This is a genomic window from Streptomyces rubellomurinus (assembly GCF_000961885.1).
GTDB classification, from domain to species: domain Bacteria; phylum Actinomycetota; class Actinomycetes; order Streptomycetales; family Streptomycetaceae; genus Kitasatospora; species Kitasatospora rubellomurina.
Map to the genome: position 1 here is coordinate 19,239 of NZ_JZKH01000021.1, position 26,761 is coordinate 45,999.

At 73.8% G+C, this 26,761-nt stretch carries 17 protein-coding genes and 1 other RNA gene; 15 read left to right on the plus strand and 3 right to left on the minus strand.

Annotated elements, in window-relative coordinates:
• Positions 1-134: 134 nt before the first annotated feature.
• Complete coding sequence (locus VM95_RS42490; protein WP_052707336.1) at positions 135-644, minus strand: Rv3235 family protein; 510 nt, start codon at positions 642-644, stop codon at positions 135-137.
• Between the two features lie 353 nt (positions 645-997).
• On the opposite strand from VM95_RS42490, the gene VM95_RS12900 reads away from it, so the two are divergent.
• From VM95_RS12900 to VM95_RS12920, 5 genes are all read left to right on the plus strand, one after another.
• Entirely contained in the window at positions 998-1,507 is a 510-nt protein-coding gene (locus VM95_RS12900; protein ID WP_045695751.1) for a DUF6912 family protein, read from the plus strand.
• A gap of 47 nt (positions 1,508-1,554) precedes the next feature.
• Positions 1,555-2,211, plus strand: coding sequence for an HAD family hydrolase (locus VM95_RS12905; protein ID WP_078859831.1), 657 nt, complete (start codon positions 1,555-1,557; stop codon positions 2,209-2,211).
• 180 nt (positions 2,212-2,391) lie between these two features.
• Positions 2,392-4,017: an L-glutamate gamma-semialdehyde dehydrogenase gene (gene pruA / locus VM95_RS12910; protein WP_045695880.1), complete on the plus strand. Its 1,626-nt coding sequence runs from the start codon at positions 2,392-2,394 to the stop codon at positions 4,015-4,017.
• 287 nt (positions 4,018-4,304) lie between these two features.
• Positions 4,305-9,251 (plus strand): NAD-glutamate dehydrogenase, encoded by a 4,947-nt coding sequence (locus VM95_RS12915; RefSeq protein WP_045695756.1) that lies wholly within the window; start codon positions 4,305-4,307, stop codon positions 9,249-9,251.
• 155 nt (positions 9,252-9,406) lie between these two features.
• A complete protein-coding gene (locus VM95_RS12920; protein ID WP_157882086.1) occupies positions 9,407-10,237 on the plus strand; it encodes a hypothetical protein in 831 nt (276 codons plus the stop codon).
• Between the two features lie 98 nt (positions 10,238-10,335).
• On the opposite strand, the gene VM95_RS12925 is transcribed toward VM95_RS12920, so the two are convergent.
• The gene (locus VM95_RS12925) at positions 10,336-13,209 is read right to left on the minus strand and encodes an FHA domain-containing protein (RefSeq protein ID WP_045695886.1); all 2,874 of its coding nucleotides are present in this window, start codon (positions 13,207-13,209) and stop codon (positions 10,336-10,338) included.
• A gap of 404 nt (positions 13,210-13,613) precedes the next feature.
• Here VM95_RS12925 and VM95_RS12930 point away from each other — a divergent pair, with 404 nt between their 5' ends.
• The 4 genes from VM95_RS12930 (at position 13,614) to prfB (ending at position 19,338) form a co-directional block, all read left to right on the plus strand.
• Positions 13,614-15,455, plus strand: a complete 1,842-nt coding sequence (locus VM95_RS12930; protein WP_045695758.1) for a serine/threonine-protein kinase — start codon at positions 13,614-13,616, stop codon at positions 15,453-15,455.
• A 25-nt stretch (positions 15,456-15,480) separates the two neighbouring features.
• Positions 15,481-16,683 carry a GH12 family glycosyl hydrolase domain-containing protein gene (locus VM95_RS44295; RefSeq protein WP_078859832.1) on the plus strand — a complete coding sequence of 401 codons (1,203 nt, stop codon included), beginning with the start codon at positions 15,481-15,483 and terminating at the stop codon, positions 16,681-16,683.
• Positions 16,684-16,903: 220 nt separating this feature from the next.
• Positions 16,904-18,157 carry a serine/threonine-protein kinase gene (locus VM95_RS12940; protein ID WP_045695761.1) on the plus strand — a complete coding sequence of 418 codons (1,254 nt, stop codon included), beginning with the start codon at positions 16,904-16,906 and terminating at the stop codon, positions 18,155-18,157.
• Positions 18,158-18,225: 68 nt separating this feature from the next.
• On the plus strand, positions 18,226-19,338 hold the full coding sequence (gene prfB / locus VM95_RS12945; RefSeq protein WP_045695764.1) for a peptide chain release factor 2: 1,113 nt from the start codon (positions 18,226-18,228) through the stop codon (positions 19,336-19,338).
• 64 nt (positions 19,339-19,402) lie between these two features.
• Here the strand turns inward: prfB and VM95_RS12950 are convergent, their stop codons facing one another.
• Positions 19,403-19,597 (minus strand): hypothetical protein, encoded by a 195-nt coding sequence (locus tag VM95_RS12950; protein ID WP_045695767.1) that lies wholly within the window; start codon positions 19,595-19,597, stop codon positions 19,403-19,405.
• A 351-nt stretch (positions 19,598-19,948) separates the two neighbouring features.
• Between VM95_RS12950 and ftsE the strand changes: the two genes are divergently transcribed.
• The 6 genes from ftsE (at position 19,949) to VM95_RS12975 (ending at position 26,391) form a co-directional block, all read left to right on the plus strand.
• Entirely contained in the window at positions 19,949-20,638 is a 690-nt protein-coding gene (gene ftsE / locus VM95_RS12955; RefSeq protein ID WP_045695770.1) for a cell division ATP-binding protein FtsE, read from the plus strand.
• 77 nt (positions 20,639-20,715) lie between these two features.
• On the plus strand, positions 20,716-21,627 hold the full coding sequence (gene ftsX, locus VM95_RS12960; RefSeq protein WP_045695772.1) for a permease-like cell division protein FtsX: 912 nt from the start codon (positions 20,716-20,718) through the stop codon (positions 21,625-21,627).
• A gap of 113 nt (positions 21,628-21,740) precedes the next feature.
• A complete protein-coding gene (locus VM95_RS12965; RefSeq protein WP_045695774.1) occupies positions 21,741-22,874 on the plus strand; it encodes a S41 family peptidase in 1,134 nt (377 codons plus the stop codon).
• Positions 22,875-22,918: 44 nt separating this feature from the next.
• A complete protein-coding gene (gene smpB, locus VM95_RS12970; protein WP_045695776.1) occupies positions 22,919-23,395 on the plus strand; it encodes an SsrA-binding protein SmpB in 477 nt (158 codons plus the stop codon).
• Positions 23,396-23,513: 118 nt separating this feature from the next.
• Positions 23,514-23,895, plus strand: a transfer-messenger RNA (tmRNA) gene (gene ssrA / locus VM95_RS39650).
• Between the two features lie 192 nt (positions 23,896-24,087).
• Positions 24,088-26,391 (plus strand): HelD family protein, encoded by a 2,304-nt coding sequence (locus VM95_RS12975; RefSeq protein ID WP_045695778.1) that lies wholly within the window; start codon positions 24,088-24,090, stop codon positions 26,389-26,391.
• Positions 26,392-26,761 lie beyond the last annotated feature (370 nt).

The window sequence follows — 26,761 nt, forward strand, 5'->3', positions numbered from 1 at the left end:
GGCCGAGGCCGGCCGGCCACCAGGACGCCACGCAGGACGCCACGCAGGGCGCCGTTCCCACCGGGGAGCGGCGCCCTGCGCCGTCCCGGGCCCGTCGTGCCGCGGGTGCTGCCGCGGTACGACGTTGATCGGGCTCATCGGGCCTCCACGGCGGTGCACTGCCACTGCCCGGCGGGGCCGCGCTGTTCCAGCCGGAAGGCCACCATGTGGTGCCGCCGGCCGAGGTCGACCCGCACGCAGGCCTCGACCGCGTCGGCCGAGGGCGAGCGGTCGTGCACCGGGCCGAGCCGGGGCCGGTCGGCGGGGCCGCCGCGGCGCAGCGCCCCGATCCGGACGAGCGAGGCGAGCTGCCCGTAGCCGTGCAGGCTGGTGTGCCGCATCAGCTGGCCGGACGGGCGGGCGCCGGTGAGCACCTCGACCAGCTGGTGGGCGAAGCGGGCGGCCAGCGCCCGCGGATCGTGGCCGCCGTCGCGGCCCGGGACGGCGCCAGCGGCGGTGCCGACGGCGGTGGCGGTGGCGGTGGCCGAGGCGGCGGTGGCGCAGGCGGTGCGGGGGTGGCGGGGCCGGCGCCCGGCCGGGTCGCAGTCGGCGACGCGCGGACGGCGGTGCGGTGCGGCGGCGAGGCGGTTGAGGCGGGCGGTCACGGCGGCTCCCCGGTCGGGTGGTGCGGGTACGGACGGGATCAGGCTGGCGGGCCCGCGTGCGGGGCGGCAACGCGTTTTCGAGCCCTCGGGAACCCGGGGCAGGTTCACCTATCCGGGCGAATTGACACCTGCGGCGGCTGGCCCGGAGCCCGGCCCGCAGGCGCCCGGTTGACGCGCGCGCACGGGCCGTCCGACCCGGAAAGGGGACGCCCGGGCGTCCCGGACGGGCGCCCCGCGCGCCGGTCGCCCCCGCTGCGCCGGCGCTCGCCCGGCAGGTGATCACGGGCGGCCCGGCGGAGCTTATTCTTGGGCCCTGTAGCTGTGCCGCTGGACGAAACCGGAGAGTGCCACCGATGCGCGTGTACGTGCCCACCACCCTGACCGGCCTGGCGGCGGCGCACGAGGGCGGCGCCCTGGAGCAGTCCGCGGCCTACGCCGTGACCCCCGCGCTGCGCGAGTGGTACGTCAGCGACGACCTGGAGGAGCTGGAGTACGCGGCGCTGAACCGGGCCGCGCAGTCCTCGCTGCGGCTGCTGGCCGCCGACCCGGGGGCCCCGCGCCGCCGGGTCGTGGTGGCGCTGGACGTGGCCGACTCGGCGGTGCGGCCGTTCCCCGGCGACGAGTACCAGGACCAGGCCTCGCTCGGCCGGGTGGTGCTGGCCGGCCCGGTGAAGCTGGCGAAGGCGGCCTCGGTGCACGCGGACGTCGCCGACGCCGAGGTGGTCGAGGACGTCGCGGCGGCGGTCGCGGCGGTGGCCGCGGCGGACGGCGGCGACCAGGACGCCCAGTTCGCCGTGGACGGCGCCGAGGACCACGACCTGCTCTGGTTCGCGACCCAGGAGATCCCCGCGCTGCTGGCGTGACTCCCGTCCTACCGGCGGGTCGGTGGCCGGCGTTACCGTTGGCCCCCGTGCGCACTCACATCGTTTGGGACTGGAACGGCACCCTCTTCCACGACATGGACGCCGTCCTCGGCGCCAGCAACGCCGCGTTCGCGACCATCGGCATCGACCCGATGACGCTGCAGGAGTACCGGGAGCAGTACGAGGTCCCGATCCCGCGGTTCTACCAGCGGCTGCTCGGCCGGGTGCCCTCCCAGGAGGAGTGGCTGCGGCTCGACGACGCCTTCCACGACCGCTACCTGGAGCTCAGCCCCGCCTGCGGGCTCACCGAGGGCGTGCGCGAGCTGCTGGCGGACTGGCAGGCGGCCGGGCACAGCCAGTCGCTGCTGTCGATGTACGAGCACGACAAGCTGGTGCCGCTGGTCGAAGCCTTCGGGCTGGCCGACCGCTTCCTGCGGGTGGACGGCCGCAGCGGCCCGTCCGGCGGGAAGAAGGCGGAGCAGCTGACCCGGCACCTCGCCGAGCTCGGCGAGCGGGTCGACCCGGCCCGGACGGTGCTGATCGGCGACGCCGCGGACGACGCCCTGGCGGCGCTGCACGCGGGTGCCCGCGCGGTGCTGTACACCGGCGGCTCGCACACCCGGGAGAAGCTGGAGCCGGTCGGCGTCCCGGTGGTGGACACCCTGGCCGAGGCCGTCGAGCTGGCCGGGCGGCTCACGGGCTGAGCGAGCGGCCGGACGGGCGGGCGGGCGGCCGCGCGGCCGGCCGGCCCGGGACGGCCCGCGCGCCGGCCGGAGTGGCGGGCGCCACGTCCGCCGTCCGCGTGTCTGAACGGGCGGAACCCGCCGCGGCTGGTCAGGCTGGACTGCGTCCCCACCCGCCGCCAGGACGGAGCCGCCATGCCCATCGACGCAGTCACCGAGGTGCCGACCCCGGTCAACGAGCCGGTGCGGAGCTACCCGCCCGGCAGCCCGGAGCGGGCGCGGCTGGTCCGGCGGCTGGACGAGCTCGCGGCCGAGCAGGTCCCGCTGCCGATGACCATCGGCGGCGAGCAGCGCTTCGGCGGCGGCGAGCGGATCGACGTCGTCCAGCCGCACCACCACGCGGCCAAGCTGGGCGTGCTCGGCAACGCGACGCGGGAGGACGCCCGGGCGGCGGTGGACGCGGCGCTGGCGGCCGGGCGTCAGTGGCGCTCGCTGTCCTTCGACGACCGCGCGGCGGTCTTCCTGCGCGCCGCCGACCTGCTGGCCGGGCCCTGGCGGGACACCCTCAACGCGGCCACCATGCTCGGCCAGTCGAAGACCGTGCAGCAGGCCGAGATCGACTCCGCCTGCGAGCTGATCGACTTCTGGCGGTTCAACGTCGGTTTCGCCCGGCAGGTCCTGGCCGACCAGCCGATCTCCTCGCCGGGGGTGTGGAACCGGGTCGACCACCGCCCGCTGGAAGGTTTCGTCTACGCGATCACTCCGTTCAACTTCACCGCGATCGCCGGGAACCTGCCCACCGCCCCCGCGCTGATGGGCAACACCGTGGTCTGGAAGCCCGCGCCGACCCAGACCCTGGCCGCGTACCACCTGATGCGGCTGCTGGAGGCGGCCGGCCTGCCGCCCGGGGTGATCAACCTGGTCACCGGCGACGGCCTGCAGGTCTCCCCGGTGGCGCTGGCCGACCCGGCGCTCGCCGGGCTGCACTTCACCGGCTCCACCGCCACCTTCCAGTCGCTCTGGCAGACCATCGGCGCGAACATCGGCGGCTACCGCACGTACCCGAGGATCGTCGGCGAGACCGGCGGTAAGGACTTCCTGCTGGCCCACCGCTCGGCCGATCCGGACATCCTGAGGACGGCGCTGATCCGCGGCGCCTTCGAGTACCAGGGCCAGAAGTGCTCGGCGCTCTCCCGCGCCTACCTGCCGCGCAGCCTCTGGCAGAGGATCAAGGACGACTTCCTGGCCGAGGTGGACGCGCTCGCCGTGGGCGACGTCACCGACCTCTCCAACTTCATGGGCGCCCTGATCGACCGGCGCGCCTTCGAGCGGAACCGCGACGCGATCGACCGGGCGAAGGCCGACCCGACGATCGAGCTGGCCGCCGGCGGGCAGTACGACGACGCGATCGGCTGGTTCGTCCGCCCGACCGTCCTGGTCTCCTCCGACCACCGGGGCGAGATCTTCCGCACCGAGTACTTCGGCCCGATCCTCGCGATCCACGTCTACGAGGACTCCCGCTGGGACGACGTGCTCGGCCGGGTCGACGCCGGCGCGCCGTACGGCCTGACCGGCGCGGTGATCGCACAGGACCGTTACGCCATCGCCCAGGCCGTGGAGGAACTGCGCTTCGCCGCCGGAAACTTCTACATCAACGACAAACCCACCGGAGCGGTCGTCGGACAGCAGCCCTTCGGCGGCTCCCGGGCCTCCGGGACCAACGACAAGGCCGGTGCCGCCCAGAACCTGCTGCGCTGGACCTCGGCCCGGTCGATCAAGGAGACCTTCGTCCCGCCCACCCAGCACGGTTACCCGCATATGGGCTGAAAGCGAACATCCGGCTCCGGATTGGACATGCTGTCCAGGACGGCCCGGACTTCCTACGGGATTGCGCCTACCTGTCCCTGTGCACCTTCGATTGATCCGGTTAGGCTGACTGGCGTCGTCGGGTGGCTTCGCAGGACGAACGAGTCGTCCTACCCGCTGGCAGGGCGTTTCATGCGTGCCATGAGCCCCTTTCAGTCGGACGGTGCGGCAGGATTGCGGGAGACCCGGCGGTGTACATCCACACACCACCGAGTCACGCAACGGCGCGCGACAGGAGCCAAGAAGTCATGCAGACCAAGCTGGACGCAGCCAAGGCCGAACTGCTCAAGAAGGCAGCCGCAGCCGCTGAGAACAGCCAGGTAGGGGGAGCGGCGCCGGGAGAGGGTCTGAGCAACGGCGCTCTGACCGCGTACCTGCACCACTACTACCTCCACACCGCGCCCGAGGACCTGGTCGACCACGACCCGGTCGACGTCTACGGCGCGGCCGCCTCCCACTACCGCCTGGGCCTCAAGCGCCCGCAGGGCACCGCCGAGGTGCGGGTGCACACCCCCTCGGTCGAGGAGAACGGCTGGTCCTGCGGCCACACCGTGGTCGAGGTCGTCACCGACGACATGCCGTTCCTGGTCGACTCCGTCACCAACGAGCTGTCCCGCCAGGACCGCGCGATCCACCTCGTGATCCACCCCCAGCTGGTCGTCCGCCGTGACATCACCGGCAAGCTGCTGGAGATCCTGGACGTCGACGCCTGCGCCCGCAGCCAGGCCGCCGGCACCGAGTGGCCCGCCGACGCGACCGTCGAGTCGTGGATGCACATCGAGATCGACCGCGAGACCGACCGCGACGACCTGCGCACCATCGAGACCAACCTGCGCCGCGTGCTCGGCGACGTCCGCGAGGTCGTCGAGGACTGGGGCAAGATGCGCGACAGCGCGCTGCGCCTGGCCGACGAGCTGGCCGAGGAGCCCCCGGCCGGCCTGCCCGAGCAGGAGGTCGGCGAGGCCTGGGAGCTGATGCGCTGGCTCGCCGACGACCACTTCACCTTCCTCGGCTACCGCGAGTACGACCTGGTCGAGCACGAGGGCGAGGAGGTCCTCAAGGCCGTCGCCGGGACGGGCCTGGGCATCCTGCGCTCCGACCCGCACAGCCACGACGACCGCCACCACTCCGTCAGCGAGGCCTTCGGCCGGCTCTCCGCGCCGGTGCGCGCCAAGGCCCACGAGAAGAAGCTGCTCGTCCTCACCAAGGCCAACAGCCGCGCCACCGTGCACCGCCCGGCCTACCTCGACTACGTCGGCGTGAAGAAGTTCAACGCCGCCGGCGAGCCGATCGGCGAGCGCCGCTTCCTCGGCCTGTTCTCCTCCGCCGCGTACACCGAGTCGGTCACCCGCATCCCGGTCGTGCGCCGCAAGGTCCAGGCCGTGCTGGACGGCTCCGGCTTCTCCAGCGAGAGCCACGACGGCCGCGACCTGCTGCAGATCATGGAGACCTTCCCCCGGGACGAGATCTTCCAGACCCCGGCCTCCGAGCTGCTCTCCATCGCCACCAGCGTGCTCTACCTGCAGGAGCGCCGTAAGCTGCGCCTCTTCCTGCGCCAGGACGAGTACGGGCGCTACTTCTCGGCCTTCGTCTACCTGCCGCGCGACCGCTACACCACGCGCATCCGGCTGCTGCTCACCGACATCCTCAAGGAGGAGCTGAACGGCGCCACCATCGACTACACGGTGTACGCCACCGAGTCGGTGCTGACCCGTCTGCACTTCGTCGTCCGGGTCGCCCCCGGCACCGAGCTGCCGCAGCTGACCGACACCGACATCGAGCGGATCGAGAACCGGCTCGCCGACGCCGCCCGCTTCTGGATGGACGGCTTCCACGACCAGCTGCACACCGAACTGGGCGAGGAGAAGGCCGCCGAGCTCGGCCACAAGTACGCCAACGCCTTCCCGGACGGCTACCGCGCCGACTTCCCGCCGCGCACCGCCGTCTCCGACATCAAGCAGATCGAGTCGCTGCACGGCGCGGGCGACTTCCGCCTGAACCTGTACCAGCCGGTCGGCGCGGGCGACGACGAGCGCCGCTTCAAGATCTACCGGGTCGGCGGCCCGATCTCGCTCACCGAGGTCCTGCCGGTGCTCCAGCGCCTGGGCGTCGAGGTGCTGGACGAGCACCCGTACGCGCTGCGCCGCTCGGACGGCACCACCGCGTGGGTGTACGACTTCGGCCTGAAGCTGCGCGAGGCCACCGAGCTGACCGACGAGGCCCGCGAGCGCTTCCAGGAGACCTTCGCCGCCACCTGGACCGGCAAGGCCGAGAACGACGGCTTCAACGAGCTGGTCCTGACCGCCGGGCTCACCTGGCGCCAGGCGACGGTGCTGCGCGCGTACGCCAAGTACCTGCGCCAGGCGGGTTCCACGTTCTCCCAGGACTACATGGAGGACGCGCTCCGCAACAACACCCACACCACCCGGCTGCTGGTCAACCTGTTCGAGGCGCGGCTGAGCCCGGGCCACCAGCAGGGCGCCGCCGAGCTGACCGAGGGCATCCTGGAGGAGCTGTCCGGCGCGCTCGACGAGGTCGTGTCGCTGGACGAGGACCGCATCCTGCGCTCCTTCCTGCACCTCATCAAGGCCACCCTGCGGACCAACTTCTTCCAGCACGACGGCTCCGGCGCGTGGCACTCCTACGTGTCGATGAAGTTCGACCCGAAGGCCATCCCGGACCTGCCGGCCCCGCGCCCGGCGTTCGAGATCTGGGTGTACTCGCCGCAGGTCGAGGGCGTGCACCTGCGCTTCGGCAAGGTCGCCCGCGGCGGTCTGCGCTGGTCCGACCGGCGCGAGGACTTCCGCACCGAGATCCTCGGCCTGGTCAAGGCCCAGATGGTCAAGAACACCGTCATCGTGCCGGTCGGCGCGAAGGGCGGCTTCGTCGCCAAGCAGCTGCCGGACCCGTCGGTGGACCGCGACGCCTGGCTGGCCGAGGGCATCTCCTCGTACAAGACCTTCATCTCGGCGCTGCTGGACATCACCGACAACCTGGTGGCCGGCGAGGTCGTCCACCCGGCCGACGTGGTCCGCCACGACGAGGACGACACCTACCTGGTCGTCGCCGCCGACAAGGGCACCGCGACCTTCTCCGACATCGCCAACGGCGTCGCGGAGTCGTACGGCTTCTGGCTGGGCGACGCCTTCGCCTCCGGCGGCTCGGCCGGCTACGACCACAAGGGCATGGGCATCACCGCCCGCGGCGCCTGGGAGTCGGTCAAGCGCAACTTCCGCGAGCTCGGCGTCGACACCCAGACCGAGGACTTCACCGTCATCGGCATCGGCGACATGTCCGGCGACGTCTTCGGCAACGGCATGCTGCTCAGCGAGCACATCCGCCTGGTCGCCGCCTTCGACCACCGCCACATCTTCCTCGACCCGAACCCGGACGCGGCCGCCTCGTACGCCGAGCGCCGCCGCCTGTTCGACCTGCCGCGCAGCTCCTGGGACGACTACGACAAGTCGCTGATCTCGGCCGGCGGCGGGGTCTTCCCCCGCAGCGCCAAGTCGATCCAGCTCAGCGCGCAGGTCCGGGCCGCGCTCGGCGTCCAGGAGACCCGCCTCACCCCGGCCGAGCTGATGAAGGCCGTCCTGCAGGCGCCCGTCGACCTGTTCTGGAACGGCGGCATCGGCACCTACGTCAAGGCCTCCAGCGAGACCAACGCCGAGGTCGGCGACAAGGCCAACGACGCCATCCGCGTCAACGGCGAGCAGGTCCGGGCCCGGGTCATCGGCGAGGGCGGCAACCTCGGTTGCACCCAGCTCGGCCGCATCGAGTACGCGGCCTCCGGCGGCCCCGAGGGCGCCGGCGGCTGGATCAACACCGACGCGATCGACAACTCGGCCGGTGTGGACACCTCGGACCACGAGGTCAACATCAAGATCCTGCTCAACCAGGTCGTCGCCGAGGGCGACATGACCGTCAAGCAGCGCAACGCCCTGCTCGCCGAGATGACCGACGAGGTCGGCCACCTGGTGCTGCGCAACAACTACGCGCAGAACGTGGTGCTGGCCAACGCCGTCTCCCAGGCGCACAGCATGGTCAACGTCCACGCCCGGATGATCAACCGCTTCGAGGCGGCCGGCCAGCTCGACCGGGGCCTGGAGTTCCTGCCCACCGAGCGCCAGATCCGTGAGCGCCAGCAGAACGGCCGCGGGCTCTCCCAGCCCGAGATGTCCGTCCTGCTCGCCTACACCAAGATCATCCTGGCCGAGGAGCTGCTGGCCACCGACCTGCCGGACGACCCGTACTTCCGCACCGCGCTGCACGAGTACTTCCCGAGCGCGCTGCGGGCGAGGTTCGCCGACGCGATCGACAGCCACGCGCTGCGCCGCGAGATCATCACCACCCTGATCGTGAACGACACGATCAACCGCGGCGGTTGCACCTTCGCCTTCCGGCTGAAGGAGGAGACCGGCGCGACCTACGAGGAGATCGCCCGGACCCACACCGCCGCGCGGGCCGTCTTCGGCCTGGAGGAGGCCTGGGCCGAGATCGAGGGCCTGGACAACCAGGTCGCGGCCCGCGTCCAGACCAAGATGCGGTTGCACTCGCGCCGCCTGGTCGAGCGCGCCACCCGGTGGATGCTCAACAACCGCCGCCAGCCGCTCGACATCGCCGGCACCATCGAGTTCTTCCACGACCGGGTCAACCAGGTCTGGGGTTCGCTGCCCAAGCCGCTGCGCGGCGAGGACCTGGCCTGGTTCGAGTCGATCTACAACGAGCTCGCCGGGGCCGGCGTGCCGGAGGACCTGGCCACCCGGATCGCCGGGCTGTCCTCGGTCTTCCCGACCCTGGACATCACCGAGGTCGCGGACCGCTCCGGCAAGGACGTCGCCGAGGTCGCCGAGCTGTACTACGACCTGGGCGACCGCCTGCAGATCTCGCACCTGCTGGACCGCATCATCGACCTGCCCCGCACCGACCGCTGGTCGTCGATGGCCCGGGCCGCGATCCGCGAGGACCTCTTCGCGGCGCACGCGGCGCTGACCGCCGACATCCTGGCCTGCGGCCCCGAGGGCGCCACCCCGGAGGAGCGCTACACCGCCTGGGCGGAGCTCAACGGGACCCTGCTGAACCGGGCCAAGAGCACCCTCGACGACATAAGGGGTTCGGACAACTACGAGCTGTCCAGCCTCTCCGTCGCGATGCGGGTCATCCGCACGCTCCTGCGCACCGGCACGATGCGCTGACGGTCGGCTGACGGCCCTCGTGGGGCCCGCGTCCTCGGACGCGGGCCCCACCGCCGTTTCCGGGGCGACCGGGTACGGAGTGCCTGGGAATCCGGTTGAGGAGCGCCCTCGCGCCCTCGATAGAGTGATCCACAATCGATCAGGGGGGTCATGACATGAGGACGCATCGCGGGCCGATCCGCGCGGTGGGCGCGGGGATCTCGGTGGCGCTGCTCGTCGCCGGGGCGGCGGCGTGTTCCGACGACAAGAAGGACGGGGCGAAGGCCGACTCCGCCGCCACCGCCTCGGCGGCGCCCAGCAGCAAGGGGCCGGAGGCCTTCTCGGCGGCCGGCTACCGCGGTCTGAAGCCGGGGGTCACCAAGGACGCGGCCCTGGCCGGCGGCGCCCTGGAGGCCGCCCCGGTGTCGCTGCTCGACGGCTGCACCGACTTCGCGTACAAGGGCGGCCCGGCGCCCGACAAGACCCGGATGGACGCCGAGGCGGCCACCGAGGCCCGCTACAAGGACCTCAACGCCAAGGCCGACGCGGCCGCCGGCAAGGCCCCGGCCCCGGCCGGGACGCTGCCGCCCGGCGCCTCCGCCAAGGACGCCGCGGCCGCGGCCGCGAACTCGGCCGACGCGGCCCAGCAGTCCGCCGCCAGTGCCAAGCTGATGGCCGACGCGGCCCAGTCCAGCGTCGACATGCTGCTCGCCCGCGAGGCCCGGGACAAGGCCTTCCTCACCGCCGGCCGCGCCTCCTTCGCCGCCTCCGGCCTGCGCGAACTCGTCGCCCCGGCCGAGGCGAGGACCGCCGAGGGCATCGGCGCCGGCTCCACCCTGGACGCCCTCCAGCAGGCCTACGGCGCCAAGGGCCTGCAGAAGAACAAGGCCGGCGCGTACGAGCTGCCGGTGGACGGCCAGCAGGGCTGGCAGTACGAGTTCACCGTGGACGGCGCCAAGGTCACCGGCATGGCCCTGGTCAACCGCACCGTCAAGTGCACCGCCTGACGCGCTGATCCGCCGCCGTGGGGGCGGGGCCGGAGCCCTCGGACTCCGGCCCCGCCCTCACGCGTTCCGCGCGGGAAGCCGGTGCGGCCGACCTCGGCTCAGCGCGAGGCGGCGCGCTGGAGGGCGCTGGCCAGCAGGGCCAGGTCGGTCGGGCCGTTGCCGAGCTCGCGGACGGGCCGGCGGGCGGGCGGGGCGCCGAGCTGGAGCGGGTCGATGGCGACGACGGTCGGGCGCAGCGTCGCGGTGCGGGGGATGCGGCCGCTGATCCGGGCGGTCTGGAAGGCCGTGACGCCGCCGTCCGGCAGGCGGAGGTAGCCGCGGCCGGGGGTGTCCTCGGGGAGGGCGGCGGCGTCGCCGAGGTGGATCAGCAGGTCGGAGTCGGCCGGGTCCTCGGTGCGCAGCGCGATGCGCAGCAGGGCGGCCTCGTCGACCTCGGTGCCGGCGCTCTCCTCCGGGCGGCCGGTGGCGACGGCCAGGTGGACGCCGAGCGGGCCGCCGCGGCGGGCGACGGCGGCGAGGGCGCGGGCGAGCGGCCGGCCGACCGGGGAGGTGGGGGAGAGCAGCGCGTCGTAGTCGTCGACGACGACGACCAGCCGGGCCGGGGCGGGGCCGGGGGGTGGGACGGGCGCGGCCGGCAGGGGCGAGTCGGGGCCGCGCGGCGGGACGATCCGGGGCGCCGGCGCGGTCCGGGCGCCGACCGCGGCGGGCACCGGGACCTGCGGGGCGGCGGCGCCCTGCCCGTCCAGGCCCGCGCTCGTGTCCAGGCCGTGCCCGTCCAGCCCGTGCCCGTCCAGGATGCGCGCGGCGTGCCAGGAGGCGAAGTCCAGTCCGTCGAACAGCCGCTCCCGCAGGGTGAGTTCGTCCTCCAGGGCCTCCGCGGCGAGCAGTGCGGCGCGCGGGTCGTCGGCGGCGTTGACCCGCCCGGTGACGTGCGGAAGCTCGGTGCAGCCGTCCAGTCCGTCCTGGCCGTCCGCGACGCTGCGGCCCTCGACGAGGGTGACGGCGAGGCGCTCGGGCCGTTCGGAGACGGCGAGCGAGGCGATCAGGGTGCGCAGCAGCTCCGTCTTGCCGGAGCCTCTGGCGCCGCCGATGAGCAGGTGCGGGCCGCCCGGGTCGGGGGAGGGGAGGGCGAGGTCGGGGTCGGCGAGGTCCAGGGTGCAGAGCTCGTCCCGGGTGGTGCCGAGCAGCGCGGTGGCGGCGCCGATGCCGCTGGCGTGCGCGGCCCAGCGGGCGGAGAGCTTGGCCGGGGTGACGGTGTCGAGCTGCAGCAGGTCGAGCAGGCGCAGCGCGTCGGGCAGCGGTCCCCGGGCGGAGGGGGTGGCCTCGCGCAGCGGGGCGAGGACCCGGGCGAGGCGCTCGGCCCAGGCGTCGGAGACGGCGTCGAGCGAGATCTCGTGCAGGGTCTCGCGGCCGCGTGCGACCGGGCGGTCGAGCGAGAGGTGGGTGCCGACCTCGCCGGTGACGAGGGCGGTGGCGCCGAGGCCGCGGGGGAGCAGCTCGGGCTGCTCGGCGAGGCAGATCGGGAAGATGCCGACCGCCGGGCCCTGGCGCAGCAGCAGGTCGAGGGCCTGCCGGGCGGCCTCGGTGGCCGGGCGGCCGTCGACCACGACGACGGTGGCGGGGTGGCCGCCGAGGCCGGTCGGGCCGCTGAGCCGGGCGGTGAGCTCGGTGAGCCGCGCGGTGGCTTGCTCGTCGTCGAGGCCGAGCAGCAGCCGGCAGTCCTGGCCGTCGACCGGGCGCAGGTGCGGCAGCCACAGGGCCCAGGCCCAGGTGTCGGCGCGGTCCTCGGGGGTGCGGGCCGGGTCGGCGTCGACCACGACGAGGCTGAGGCCGGTGGGCGGGTGCAGGGCGGCGAGCTGGGCGACGACGGCGCGGGTGAGCGCGTCGAGCCGCTCGCGCGGGCCGCTGAGGCCGAGGCTGCCGGCGGTCTGCAGGTCGAGGGTGACGGGGACGGCGGGCAGCAGGGTGCCGGGCGTGGTGCCGGGGCCGCCGGGCCGGTCGGCGGTGCCCAGGCGCAGGGTGAGCGCGTCGGGGTGGCCGGGGCCGCGCTCCCACAGCCGCGGGCCGGGGCCGACGGCATTGAGCAGCAGGGTCGCGGGGTCGGGGAAGCGTTCGCGCTGGGCGGCGGTCTGGCGCAGCCGGACGGCCGCGTGGTGGCGCTCGGCGCTCTCCTGGCCGGGCGGTTCGGCGGCGCGGCCGGGCAGCAGCGAGAACAGGCCGCGGCCCCGGCCGGGGGCCGGTTCCGGGGCGGCGGGCGGTTCGACGACCGGGGGCGCGGGCCGGGTCGGGCCGGGGGCGGCGAGCTGGAGGTGGCCGTGGCCGTCCGGCAGGGCGGCGCGGGCGGGGCCGGTCTCGGCCGGGTCGGGCACGACCAGCTGCAGGGTGGACTCGCCGATCCGCAGCAGCGCGCCGGGTTCCAGCGGGACGGCCTCCTCGGTGGGGCCGGGTGGGACGATCCGGCCGTCGAGGGTGGTGCCGTTGGTGGAGCCGAGGTCCCGGACGGTGACCCGGCCGTCCTCGGCGAGGTGGAGGGCGAGGTGCAGCCGGGAGACGTCGGGGTCGTCGAGCGGGACGTCGGCCTCGCCGGAGCGGCCGATCCGGATCTCCCGGCCGTGCAGCCGGTGCACGCCGCCGGCGTCGGGCCCGCCGACGACGCGCAGTTCGGCGGTGGCGGGGGTGTCGTCGGGGTCGTCGGCGGTCGGGTCGGGCTCGTTGAGGCTGAGGACGGCGCCGTCGAGCAGCGGGGGGTGGCCGAGCAGGGTGTGCTCGTCCACCCGGTGCGCCCCGGCGTACAGGTGCACGTGGGTGGCGGCCCGCGGCCCGCGCACGCCCACGGCGCCCGCGAGCGCCCCCGCGAGGGCGCCGAGCGCGGTGCCGACGGGGGCGGTGACCAGCACGTCCACGTAGGGGATGGCGGAGCCGGCGGCGGCCGGGCCGCTGCGCGGTCGGAGGACGGTCAGCCGGATCTGCATCTCGCCCGCGGGTCCCTTCTGCTGGGGTGAAGCCTGGTACCGCTGCCGGGTGTGGTCGCGGCCGCGCCGGGCGGCTGCGGCGACCCGTTGGGCCACACGAGTGGCGAGTGTCCATCCTGCCATCCGTCACGGACGGTCCGCGCACGGTACCGGATTTGACGATCTTGCGATCATCGCCATGGTGGAGGCGACGGAGGGTCAGGTCAACCGCCTCCGGACCGGCCCTCCCGGCCCGCCTCGGGGGCTCCCCTAGGGGATCTCCCCCAACCCCGCTCGGATGGCCCGCAGGACACCCCGAAAACCCGAACGGGCACCGTTAGAGTGGCCGCAGACACGGCCCGGCACGCTCACCGCACGGGCGGAGGAGCGCCCCGCGCGGGCGGCACGGCGAGGAGTGCGACAAGGTGCGGCCAGTCGGCAGCAAGTATCTGCTCGATGAGACCCTCGGACGGGGTGCCACCGGCACCGTCTGGCGCGGCGTGGTGCGCGCGGACGTCCAGGTGCCGGGCAGCGAGCCCGGGCAGCGGGTGGCGATCAAGGTGCTGCGCGAGGAGCTGGCGGCCGACCCGGACGTCGTGATGCGCTTCCTGCGCGAGCGCTCGCTGCTGCTGCGGCTGACCCACCCCAACATCGTCCGGGTCCGCGACCTGGTGGTGGAGGGCGAGCTGCTGGCCCTGGTCATGGACCTCGTCGAGGGCCCCGACCTGGCCCGCTACCTGCGCGCCAACGGCCCCTTCAGCCCGATCGCGGCCGCCCTGCTGATGGCCCAGGTGGCGGACGCGCTGGCGGCCAGCCACGCGGACGGGATCGTCCACCGCGACCTCAAGCCGGCCAACGTGCTGCTCGCCTCCGTCCTGGTGGACGGCACCGAGCAGATGCACCCGATGCTGACCGACTTCGGCATCGCCCGGCTCGCCGACTCCCCGGGCATCACCCGCACCCACGAGTTCGTCGGCACCCCCGCGTACGTCGCGCCGGAGTCCGCCGAGGGCCGCCCGCAGACCTCCGCGGTGGATGTGTACGGCGCCGGGATCATGCTGTACGAGCTGGTCACCGGCCGGCAGCCGTTCCAGGGCGACGGCGCCCTGGCCGTCCTCCAGGCCCACCTGGCGCAGGAGCCGCAGCGGCCCAGCACCATGCCCGAGCCGCTGTGGACGGTGATCGAGCGCTGCCTGCGCAAGGACCCGGCCCAGCGGCCGGGTGCCACCTCGCTGGCCCGGGCGCTGCGCGTGGTCGCGGCCGGCGTCGGCGTGCACGCCTCCCCGGCGGCGGTGGACGAGGCGCTGGCGGTCGGTGCCCTGCTGCTGCCGGACCCGCAGCCGACCGCCGTCCCCGGCAGCATGCCGGCCGTCCCGCTGGGCGTGCCCGGCGCCGACGACCGCACCCAGGTGCTGCCCTCCGCCCCGCCGGCCTCCCACTACGACCCGGCCGCGGCGACCCGGGTGATGGGCACCCAGCCGCCGCCCGCGCCCCCGTACGGCGCCCAGGACCGCACCCAGGTGATGCCGCCCACCGCCGTCCCGCCGCCCCCGCCCGCCGGGCCGCCCGGGCCGCAGGAGGAGGCGCCGCACCCGTGGCAGACCCAGCTGCGCGCGGCCCGCGACCGCAACCAGCAGACCCAGGTCGGCTACTTCGGCCCGGAGGACTTCGACGAGCCGCAGGTCGCGCCGGCGCCCTACCAGGCGCCGCAGGGCGGCCAGCCGTACCCGGGCGCGGGCCGGCCGCAGCCCCCGGGCGCCCCGGGCGGCTACCACCCCGACCAGCGCCGCCAGGGCCCGCCGCCGCCCGGCTACGCCCAGCGCCCGCCCGTCGCCCCGCCGCCCTACCAGGTCAACCAGGGCGGCCAGGGCCCGCAGGGGGCCGGCCGGCCGCAGCCGCCCGGCGGCTACCGGCAGGCCCCGGCCGGGCACGGGCAGCCGCAGGGCGGCTACCCGCCGCCGCCCGCGCCCACCCCGGTGCCGCGCCGGGCCGAGCCGCCGGCGCCGCCGCGCCGGGAGGAGCCGTACGAGCCGCCCCGCCGGGAGAGCGCCCCGCCGCGCGAGCGGCGCCCGCGCAGCCGCAACCGGATGTACATCCCGGGGCTGGGCTGCCTCAAGGGCTGCCTGATGGTGCTGCTGGTGCTCGCCGTGGCCGCGCTGGCGCTGTGGAACTTCACGCCGCTGCCGCACTACTGGGACAACGTGGTGAGCTGGTTCGACACCGCGCGGGCCTGGGTCGGCGACATCTTCGGCAGTTCGAACAAATAGCGATCGGACCAGGGGGGTACGGGGCATGGGTGCACGGGACAAGGGAGCGCTGGACGTGGGCGCGCTGGGGAGGCGCGCCGGCGCCGCGCTGATGGGCGCGGTGCTCGCGGCGGCCGGGCTGCTGCTGCCGGCCGGCCCGGCCGCGGCGGCGGAGGTCGCGCACTGCCTGCAGTACGAGACCGTCCCGGTCGCGGGCGGCCGGTACGTGGTGGACAACAACAACTACGGCGGGGCCGCGCAGTGCCTCGGTACGGACGGCCGGGCCGGGTTCACCGTCCTGGACTCCCGGGCGAACGCGAGCCCGCCGGCCGGCCCGGCCGCGTACCCGGAGATCTTCGACGGCTGCCACTGGGGCACCTGCACCCCGGGCAGCGCGCTGCCGGTCAAGGCCTCCGAGCTGGGCCGGGCCACCAGCAGCTGGTCCACCACGCTGCCCGCCCGGGGCGACTTCAACGTGGCGTACGACCTCTGGTTCAACACGACCCCGGCGACCCCCGCCGCCAACGGCCAGCCGGACGGCGCCGAGCTGATGATCTGGCTGAACCGGACCCCGGCCTCGGCGAGCCCCGCCGGCAGCACCGCCAACATCGGCGGGGTCGGCTACACCAGCTGGCAGCTCACCATCCCCGCCAACGGCAAGCAGTGGCCGATGGTCGCCTACCAGGCGCAGACCCCGGTCACCTCGGTCACCGACCTCGACCTGCGGGCCTTCGTCCGGGACGCGGTGGCGCGCGGGGTGGTGAAGCCGGACTGGTACCTGATCTCGGTGGAGGCCGGCTTCGAGGTCTGGAGCGGGGGCACCGGCCTGCGCACCGAGTCCTTCGCCACCGACGTGCGCCCCGGCCGCCCGGTGGGCCCGATCGGCGCCCCCGGCGGCCGCTGCCTGGCCTACGCGCCGGACGGCAGCCCGGCGGACGGCCCGGAGCCGGTGGCGCTCCTGGACTGCGACGGCTCGCCGGCCCAGCAGTGGAGCGTGGAGATCGACGGCACGGTCCGGCAGAACGGCAAGTGCCTGGGCACCGACGGCAACCGGGCCTCGCTCAACCCCTGCAACGGTTCGCCGTACCACGTGTGGCTGGTGGGCCTGGTCGGCGCGCTGTGGAACCAGGGCGCCCAGGGGTGCCTGCGGGACCCGTCCGGTGGCACCGCGCCGGGCGGCAGCGCCGACCTGGCCGGCTGCGACGGCTCGCCCGGGCAGCGGTGGACGCTGCCGACCTCGGTGCGCTGACGCCCCGCCGCGGGGTTCCGTCCCGGAGCCCCGTGTCCCGGCCTGGCAATGAGATTGACGCTTTGTCGACAATTCACGAGATTTCCCGCCCGAGAGTGCCGCCCGAGCCCCCTCAGGCGCCCCGCACAGGGGCTCGGGGCGCGTAGGTTGGTCGCTGTTGTCCCGCCCCACCGAGCGTTCCGGCCCGCCGGAGCGCTCCCGCGCCGCCCACGGAGCAGCATTGGCACGCAAGATCGGCAGCCGGTACACCGTCCACCAGGTGATCGGCCGGGGTTCCGCCGGGACGGTCTGGCTCGGTGAGGGGCCGGACGGCCCGGTGGCGGTCAAGCTGCTGCGCGAGGACCTCGCCGCCGACCAGGTGCTGGTCGGCCGCTTCGTCCAGGAGCGCGCCGCGCTGACCAGCCTCGACCACCCCCGGGTGGTCGGCGTGCGCGACATGGTGGTGGACGGCAGCGACCTCGCCCTGGTGATGGAGCTGGTGCAGGGCACCGACCTGCGCTCCCGGCTGGAGCGCGACGGCGCACTGCCCCCGCAGACCGCCGCCTCGGTGATCGCCGACGTCGCGGACGGCCTGGCGGCCGCGCACGCCGCCGGGATCGTCCACCGCGACGTCAAGCCGGAGAACGTCCTGCTCGACCTGGCCGCCGCCCCCGGCCCCGGCGGCGCCCCGCGCGCCAAGCTCACCGACTTCGGCGTCGCCCGCCTGGTCGACGCCCCGCGCCGCACCCGGGCCACCCGGATCATCGGCACCCCCGACTACCTCGCCCCCGAGATCATCGAGGGCCTGGAGCCGCGCGCCGCCGTCGACATCTACGCCCTCGCCACCGTGCTCTACGAGCTGCTGGCCGGCTTCACCCCGTTCGGCGGCGGCCACACCGGCGCGGTGCTGCGCCGGCACGTCACCGAGCAGGTGCCGCCGATCCCCGGCCTGCCGGACGGGCTGTGGCGGATCATCTCCGAGTGCCTGGCCAAGGCCCCCGCCTCCCGGCTGCGGGCCGCCGAGCTGGCCGCCCGGCTGCGCGAGCAGCTGCCCTCGCTGGCCGGCCTGCCGGTGCTGGCCGTGCCCGGCCAGGGCCGCGCCCCGGCCGAGGAGCAGCTGACCCCCGGCGAGGCCGTCTACGCCGAGGTGGACGCCGGCCCGGGCGTCCACAAGCGCCGCCGCGGCCCGGCCGTCCCGCTGGTGCCCGGGGTCGCCCCGGACTCCACCCGGGACACCCACACCAGCCTGCGCCGCCCGTCCGCCGAGGAGCTGGCCGCGTACGCCGCCGAGTCCCGGGCCCAGCGCGCCGCCCCCGGCCAGCGCCGGGACCGCCAGGCCCTGCTGCGCCGCCGCCGGCTGCTGGCCGTCCTGCTGGCCACCGTGCTGCTGCTGGCGGGCGCCGCCGCGGCCTGGACGGCCTTCGCGGCCACCGCCCCGGACGTCGGCCACCCGGCCCGCCCGGCGGTGCACGGCACGGCCCCGCGGGCGCCGTAGCCGGGCCGCGGGACCGGTGGTGCCGGGGGTGTCGTCATGAGCACCCTCGGAACCATTACCCTGGGGGCGTGGCAGCCGTCGATCCTTCCGAAGAGCTCAAGAACCTCGATACGACCATGGGGTCGATCGAGGCCGTCCTCGACCTGGACAAGATCCGGGCCGACATCGCGGTCCTGGAGGAGGAGGCAGCCGCCCCCACCCTGTGGGACGACGTCGCGAACGCGCAGAAGGTGACCAGCCGGCTCTCCTTCCTCCAGGGCGAACTGCGCCGCGTCGAGGGCCTGCGCGGCCGCATCGACGACCTGGGCGTGCTGTTCGAGCTGGCCGAGGCCGAGGACGACGCGGACACCCGCGCCGAGGCCGAGGCCGAGCTCAGCGCCGTCCAGAAGGCGGTCGAGGAGCTGGAGGTCCGCACCCTCCTGTCGGGCGAGTACGACGCCCGCGAGGCGCTGATCAACATCCGCGCCGAGGCCGGTGGCGTCGACGCCGCCGACTTCGCCGAGCAGCTGATGCGCATGTACCTGCGCTGGGCCGAGCGGCACGGGTACCCCACCGAGGTGTACGACACCTCGTACGCCGAAGAGGCCGGCATCAAGTCCGCGACCTTCACGGTCAAGGCGCCGTACGCCTACGGCACCCTCTCCGTCGAGCAGGGCACCCACCGCCTGGTCCGCATCTCGCCGTTCGACAACCAGGGCCGCCGGCAGACCTCCTTCGCCGGTGTCGAGGTGCTCCCGGTCGTCGAGCAGTCCGACCACGTCGACATCGACGAGGGCGAGCTGCGGGTGGACGTGTACCGCGCCTCCGGCCCCGGCGGCCAGGGCGTCAACACCACCGACTCGGCGGTGCGCATCACGCACATCCCGACCGGCATCGTGGTCTCCTGCCAGAACGAGCGCTCGCAGATCCAGAACAAGGCGTCCGCGATGAACGTCCTCCAGGCGAAGCTGCTCGAGCGGCGCCGCCAGGAGGAGAAGGCGGCGATGGACGCCCTCAAGGACAGCGGCAGCTCCTGGGGCAACCAGATGCGCTCCTACGTGCTGCACCCGTACCAGATGGTCAAGGACGTCCGCACGGCGTTCGAGGCGGGCAACCCGCAGGCCGTCCTGGACGGCGACATCGACGGCTTCATCGAGGCCGGGATCCGCTGGCGCAAGCAGCGCGAGACCGCCGAGCAGTAGGCGACGTACCGAAAGGGCCCCGACCACCAGCCGTGGTCGGGGCCCTTTCGGTACGTCGGGGTTCTCAGGCCAGCGCCTGCCGCGCGATCAGCGCCACCGCGAGCAGCCCGGCCAGCAGGACCAGCAGCATCGCGGGGGAGAGCGCGGCGAACGGCCCCTGCTGCTCCTGCAGCCGGGCCCGGTTGGCGCGGCACACCGGGCAACGGCCGTCGCTCACGCGGCCGTTGCAGTTGGCGCACACCAGATGGTCGCAGGTCATGCGATCTCCTCCTCGCTGCTACTGCCAACGCACCGGACGGCGCTTTGGTTCCTGGTCGTGCCCTGTGCGGGGGATCGGCCGGATGAGGCCGCCACCTCCAACTCTGCCAGGTTCTGACCGTTCCGGCTCCCGGGCTGTGAGATGCCCCGGAATTTTCGGTGCATAACCGGACATTGCCTCCCAGATTCCCGGCCGGACCCCCGGCCGTCCCTGCGGGCCGGCCGCCGATTCGCGTATGGTCCCAGACCGGGAGCGGCCTCCTGCGCTCCTTTCGCCCGCCCCCGGACCGGGCCTCCGGGGTGGACCGACCGAGGACTGGCGCCGCCATAGGATGGCCTCCGTGATGCAGCCGTGATCAGATTCGACAACGTCTCCAAGACCTATCCCAAGCAGAATCGTCCCGCCCTGGACAACGTCTCGCTGGAGATCGAGAAGGGTGAGTTCGTCTTCCTGGTCGGCTCGTCCGGCTCGGGCAAGTCCACCTTCCTGCGCCTGTGCCTGCGCGAGGAGCGCCCCTCCACCGGGGCCGTGCACGTGATGGGCAAGGACCTCGGCAAGCTGTCCAACTGGAAGGTGCCGCACATGCGCCGCCAGCTGGGCACCGTCTTCCAGGACTTCCGCCTGCTGCCCAACAAGACGGTCGCGCAGAACGTCGCCTTCGCCCTGGAGGTCATCGGCAAGCCCAAGAGCGCCATCAACAAGGTGGTGCCCGAGGTGCTGGAGCTGGTCGGCCTCGGCGGCAAGGAGGACCGCATGCCCGGCGAGCTGTCCGGTGGTGAGCAGCAGCGCGTGGCCATCGCCCGCGCCTTCGTGAACCGCCCGATGCTGCTGATCGCGGACGAGCCCACCGGCAACCTCGACCCGCAGAACTCGGTCGGCATCATGAAGCTGCTCGACCGCATCAACCGCACCGGCACCACGGTGCTGATGGCCACCCACGACCAGGCGATCGTCGACCAGATGCGCAAGCGCGTCATCGAGCTCGACAAGGGGCTGCTCGTCCGCGACCAGGCTCGCGGCGTCTACGGGTACCAGCACTGACCGACCAGCGCTGACCCGCAGGGCCGCCGGCCCGGATCGCCCGACCCCGCAGTACCGACCCTGGAGTTGTTTCCCGCATGCGTGCCCAGTTCGTCCTGTCGGAGATCGGTGTGGGTCTCCGCCGCAATCTGACCATGACCATCGCGGTCGTGGTCAGTGTCGCGCTCTCCCTCGCCCTCGCCGGTTCCTCGCTCCTGGTCCGCGACCAGGTGAACTCCATGAAGGGGTACTGGTACGACAAGGTCGAGGTGAGCATCTACTTCTGCACCAAGGCGGACGCCCGCAACTCGCCCCAGTGCGACAAGGGCGCGGCCACCGACCAGCAGGTCCAGGACATCAAGGGCCAGCTGGACAAGATGGACTCGGTGGTCCAGTCCTCCACCTACGAGAGCTCCGCCGAGGCGTACAAGCACTGGAAGGAGATGAACCCGGACAACCCGCTCATCTCCGTCCTGGGCCCGGACGCCATGCCGCAGTCCTGGCGGGTCAAGCTCAACGACCCGACCAAGTACGACGTCATCCAGAGCGCCTTCGCCGGGAAGCCCGGCGTCAAGTCGGTCGAGGACCAGCGGAAGATCCTGGAGAACCTGTTCGGCCTGCTGAACGGCCTGCAGACGGCGTCCTGGGTGATCATGGTGCTGATGCTCTTCGTCGCCCTGCTGCTGATCGTCAACACCGTCCGGGTGTCCGCGTTCAGCAGGCGGCGCGAGACCGGCATCATGCGCCTGGTCGGCGCCTCGAACTTCTACGTGCAGATGCCGTTCATCGCGGAGGCCGCGTTCTCCGCGCTGCTCGGCGCGGTGATGGCCTCCGGCCTGCTGCTCGGCGGCCACTTCTTCGTCCAGCACTGGCTGGCCGACCGGGTGCAGTTCATCCACTTCATCGGCCTGAGCTCGGTGCTCGCGGTCATCCCGCTGCTGGTCGTGGTGGGTATGGGCATGGCCGGCATCGCGGCGTTCATCACGCTGCGCAAGTACCTCAAGGTCTGATCCCGAGAGGTTCCTTCGGCCCCGGACGGCACTGCGCCGTCCGGGGCCGTCGCCGTTCCGCGGTCCGCCGTTCCGGCCCGGCGCGCGCGACGCGGTGTCTACACTCCGATGCCATGCTGCAAACTCCGCGCAGGGCACGGCAGGTGGCCACCCTCAGCCTGGTGTTCGGCGCCCTGCTGCTGGCCGGGGCCGCCACCGGCGCCTGGGGCGACCCGAGCCGGCCGCCGAGCCGCCCGTCCGCCGACACGGCCCCGGTCGCGGTCGGTCCGGGCCCGGACCCGGCCGGCGCCGCGCTGTCCGAGCAGCAGGCCGAGCACCTGCTCGCGGCCGGCGGCGACCGCTGGGGGGCGTACTACAACGCCCAGGAGTACGCCGAGTTCAGCCAGGGCCTGGACGGCCGGTACCTGGGCGTCGGCCTCTCGGTCGGCCGCGGCGAGGACGGCGTCACCGCCGTCTCCCGGGTCACCCCGGCCGGGCCGGCCGCCGAGGCCGGGATCGCCCCCGGCGACCGGCTGCTGCGGATCGACCGGGACCAGGCCGACCGGCTGCCGGTCACCGAGGTGGTGGCCCGGCTGCGCGGGCAGGGCGACGAGCGCAAGGTCGGCTCGGAGGTCACCCTGGCCGTCCAGCACGGCGGTGAGGTGCGCGAACTGCGGCTGCGGCGGGCGCTGCTGGACAGCCAGCAGGTCACCGCCGAGCGGCTGGACCGGGGCGCGCTGCGGATCACCGTCCGGGCCTTCACCACCGGGGTGGCCGACCAGGTGCGCGCCGCGTTGCGCGCCCCGCACTCCGGCGTGGTGCTCGATCTGCGCGGCAACTCCGGCGGGTTGCTGGACGAGGCGGTCGGCACCGCCGGGATCTTCCTGGACGGCGGCCCGGTCGGCTCGTACGAGGAGCGCGGCGAGAAGCGGGAGTTGACCGCCCCGCCCGGCGGCGACCAGCGCACCCCGCTGGTGGTGCTGGTGGACGGCGGCACGATGAGCGCCGCCGAACTCCTGGCCGGCGCGCTGCAGGACCGCAGCCGCGCCCTGGTGGTCGGCGCCCGGACCTTCGGCAAGGGCACCGTCCAGCAGCCCAGCCGGCTCGCCGACGGCGCCGTGCTGGAGCTGACCGTGGGCCGCTACCACACCCCGGCCGGGCGCTCGCCGGACGGCACCGGCCTCGCCCCGGACGTCCCGGCCGCGGCCGGGGAGGACGCCGACGCGCTGGCCCTGCGGGTGCTCGCCGGGATCGGCACCCGTGCCTAAAGGAGCTGCCCGGAACGGCGTGGAAGTGCGAGAATGACCGCGCTATGGCAAAGGAAACCGGACAGAAGCTGATCGCGCAGAACAAGAAGGCGCGACACGAGTACACGATCCTCGACACCTACGAGTGCGGCCTCGTACTCACCGGCACCGAGGTGAAGTCACTGCGCGAGGGGCGGGCCAACCTGGTCGACGGCTACGCCTACATCCAGAACCACGAGGCGTGGATCGACAACGTCTTCATCCCCGAGTACACCCAGGGGACGTGGACCAACCACGCGGCCCGGCGCAAGCGCAAGCTGCTGCTGCACAAGCTGGAGATCCGCAAGATCGAGACCAAGGTCCGCGACGCCGGCCACACGCTCGTCCCGCTGTCGCTGTACTTCAAGGACGGCCGGGTCAAGCTGGAACTCGCGCTCGCGGTCGGCAAGAAGTTGTACGACAAGCGCCAGACGCTGCGCGAGAAGCAGGACACCCGCGAGACGGCCCGCGCCGTGGCGGCGGCCCGGCGGCGCCAGGGCTGACCGGCGGCGGCCTGTCAAGACGGCGGGGTTAATCCGCTGGACCCCCGCCCGTCGCCTCGCGTACTATGGCGCAAGCAACACGGACGGTCACCGTCCGAGCTGTTTCTCAACAAAACATGGGGATGATCGGTTTCGACAGGGGATGTTGAAACAGGGGAAGCGAGCCGAGGAACGCGGCAATGATCTCGTTAACCACGTGTCGCAAAAAAATAATCGCCAACTCTAAGCGCGATTCCCAGCAGTTCGCTCTCGCTGCCTAATAAGCACCGATAGCGCTTGGGTGTCAGCCCGGGGAGTTCCCGACCCGGACCCTGGCATAATCTAGGGAACTCAACCGTCCGCCCGGGCTGCGGGGGCGGAGGGGAAATCAAACAGCAGCTGGGCCTGTTGGCGGCTTGTCCGTGTGACCGCCAGGGCCGAGAAAAGCACAGCGGACTGCGCTCGGAGAAGCCCTGAATTAACTCCACTGGACCCGGGTTCGATTCCCGGCATCTCCACCACCCCATGTTCACAGTGAAGGCCGTCCACCGCTCAGCGGGGGGCGGCCTTCGCATTTCCTCCGCCCCGGGCCGGAGGTGGGCGGGCGAGCGGGCGGGGCACGATCCCGGGTGAGGCGCCCGCGCCCGGCCGGGCGTAGGATCATCCGTCCGCTCGTTTTCCGGAGCCGGATTCAGCCGCGACCACCGAGGGCCATGCAGAGCAACACGGATACCACCTCCGCCCCCGACCACGAGACCGTCCGCGAGCGCGAGATCGCCGGTGAGCAGCGACACCTCGACACCGTCTACCACCGGCTGGAGGAGAAGCTCGCCGAGGCCGAGTACATCCTGGAGGACGCCGCCAAGCGGGTCCACGTCGGCACCCCCGGCGCCCTCGCCGAGCGCGACGCCCAGGTCTACCGGGCGGGCGCCCACCTCCACCGGCTCAACAGCGAGTTCGAGGACTTCCTGTTCGGCCGGATCGACCTCCAGCGGGCGGACGCCCCGGAGGAGCACGGCATCCCGTCGAACACCCCGCTCGACCCGGCCGACCCGGCCGTCGCCGAGACCCTCCACATCGGCCGCCTCGGCGTGCTGGACGCCGAGTACGGCCCGCTGGTGATCGACTGGCGGGCCCCCGCCGCCGCGCCCTTCTACCGCGCCACCCCGGTCGAGCCCGGCCGGGTGATCCGCCGCCGGGTCATCCGCTCCAAGGGCCGCCGGGTGATCGGCGTCGAGGACGACCTGCTGCGCCCCGACCTGACCCCCACCCTGGACGGCGAGGAGCTGGCCGTGGTCGGCGACGGCGCGCTGATGGCCTCGCTCGGCCGCGCCCGCAGCCACTCGATGCGCGACATCGTCTCCTCGATCCAGAAGGAACAGGACGAGGTGATCCGCGCCGCCGCGGCCGGCGCCACCCTCGTCACCGGCGGCCCCGGCACCGGCAAGACCGCCGTCGCCCTGCACCGCGCCGCCTACCTGCTCTACCAGGACCGCCGCCGCTACGCCGGCGGCATCCTGGTGGTCTCGCCGACCCCGCTGCTGGTCTCCTACACCGAGGGCGTGCTGCCCTCGCTCGGCGAGGAGGGCCAGGTCGCCATCCGCGCGGTCGGCTCGCTGGTGGACGGCATCGAGGCCGGCACCTACGACAGCCCGGAGGCGGCCCGGATCAAGGGCTCGGCCCGGATGGTGCAGCTGCTGCGCCGGGCCGCCCGGGCGGCGCTGGAGCAGGGCGCCCCGCAGGAGCTGAAGGTGGTCGCCCGCGGCGAGGTGCTGAAGCTGGACGCGGCCCGGCTGAAGGCCGTGCGGGGCAACGTGGTGGGCTCCGGCGGCACCCCGCTGAACCTGCTGCGCCCGCGCGCCCGCCGGCTGCTGCTGGACGCCCTGTGGCAGGAGGCCACCCGGCACCTGCCCAAGCCCACCGACCACTACGCCCGCGAGCAGCGCCAGGAGGAGAAGGAGGCCTTCGACGAGTACGTCTCGGACGAGGCGCCGTTCCTGGACTTCCTGGACGCCTGGTGGCCGGCCCTGACCCCGCGCCGGGTGCTGGGCACCCTCAAGCAGTACCGCCACACCAACCGGATCGCCCGCCGCGCCGTCACCCCGGACGAGGCGAAGCGGCTGGCCGCGTCCTGGCGGCACCTGTCCCCGGCGGGCGAGGGCGCGCTGTCCGCGCACGACGTCGCCCTGGTGGACGAGCTGCAGGTGCTGCTCGGCGAGCCGGCCCGGCCGAAGGTCCGCGAGGTGGACGCGATGGACCTGCTGACCGGCCTGGACGAGGTCACCACCTTCGCCGACCGCAACTCCCGCCAGCGCGAGCGTCAGCCGGTGGAGCGCAAGGAGTACGCGCACGTCATCGTGGACGAGGCCCAGGACCTCACCCCGATGCAGTGGCGGATGATCGGCCGCCGCTCCCGGATGGCCACCTGGACCATCGTCGGCGACCCGGCGCAGTCCTCCTGGCCGTTCCCGCAGGAGGCCCAGGCCGCGCTGGACGAGGTGCTGTCCGGCAAGCCGCGCCGCCGCTTCACGCTGACCGTGAACTACCGCAACCCGGCCGAGATCGCCGAGGTCGCGGCCAAGGTGCTGGCGCTGGCCGCGCCGGGCACCCCGTCGCCGAGCGCGGTGCGCGAGGTCGGCGTGGAGCCGCGCTTCGCCGCCGTCGCCGACCCGTCGCCGGCGGCCTTCGGCCGGGCCGCCCGGGCGGAGCTGGAGCGGCTGCTGGGCGAGGTGGACGGCACCGTGGCGATCGTGGTGCCGATGGACCGCCGGGCGGAGGCGGCCGGGTGGGCCGAGGGCCTGGGCGAGCGCGTGGTGGCGCTCGGCAGCCTGGAGGCCAAGGGCCTGGAGTACGACGCGACGGTGGTCGCCGACCCGACCGGCATCGCCGGCGAGTCGGAGGCCGGCCTGCGGGTGCTGTACGTGGCGCTGACCCGGGCGACCCAGCGGCTGACGGTGCTCTCCGGCCCGGACGACCTGCCGGACGCGGCCGGCGTGCCCGCCCTGCTGCGCGGCTGACCGGCGCCGGGGCCGACGAGCCCCGGCAGCACGAAGGCCCCTCACCGATGGTGAGGGGCCTTCAGACGTTTGAACACCGACCCGCCATGCTCGCCTCGCGGCAAGTGGTCCCTCGAAGGGACGAAGGTTGGGCCCGGGGGCTTGGATCGAGCCGGTGCCTGTCCAATGTAACGCATCGGCCCGCAGAGGCAAGGAGTCCGGCGCGTGACGCGCCCCGAGCCGGAGGGTGCGTTGTGGGATCCGCACACTCAATGAACGTTATTTCTGGCTACCCCTTGGAAGGTGCGACGATCGAGGTCTAGCATGCGCGCAGGCGATGCCTTCAACAAAATGTTGAATCTCGACGATGTTGAGCCTGCGGGACGGACGG

Coding starts and splice junctions, on each gene's coding strand:
- VM95_RS12900 (WP_045695751.1), top strand. CDS start 998: ATGCGCGTGTACGTGCCCACCACCCTGACCGGCCTGGCGGCGGCGCAC.
- VM95_RS12915 (WP_045695756.1), top strand. CDS start 4,305: ATGCAGACCAAGCTGGACGCAGCCAAGGCCGAACTGCTCAAGAAGGCA.
- VM95_RS12920 (WP_157882086.1), top strand. CDS start 9,407: ATGAGGACGCATCGCGGGCCGATCCGCGCGGTGGGCGCGGGGATCTCG.
- VM95_RS12925 (WP_045695886.1), bottom strand. CDS start 13,209: ATGCAGATCCGGCTGACCGTCCTCCGACCGCGCAGCGGCCCGGCCGCC.
- VM95_RS44295 (WP_078859832.1), top strand. CDS start 15,481: ATGGGTGCACGGGACAAGGGAGCGCTGGACGTGGGCGCGCTGGGGAGG.
- VM95_RS12950 (WP_045695767.1), bottom strand. CDS start 19,597: ATGACCTGCGACCATCTGGTGTGCGCCAACTGCAACGGCCGCGTGAGC.
- ftsX (WP_045695772.1), top strand. CDS start 20,716: ATGCGTGCCCAGTTCGTCCTGTCGGAGATCGGTGTGGGTCTCCGCCGC.
- VM95_RS12965 (WP_045695774.1), top strand. CDS start 21,741: ATGCTGCAAACTCCGCGCAGGGCACGGCAGGTGGCCACCCTCAGCCTG.
- smpB (WP_045695776.1), top strand. CDS start 22,919: ATGGCAAAGGAAACCGGACAGAAGCTGATCGCGCAGAACAAGAAGGCG.
- VM95_RS12975 (WP_045695778.1), top strand. CDS start 24,088: ATGCAGAGCAACACGGATACCACCTCCGCCCCCGACCACGAGACCGTC.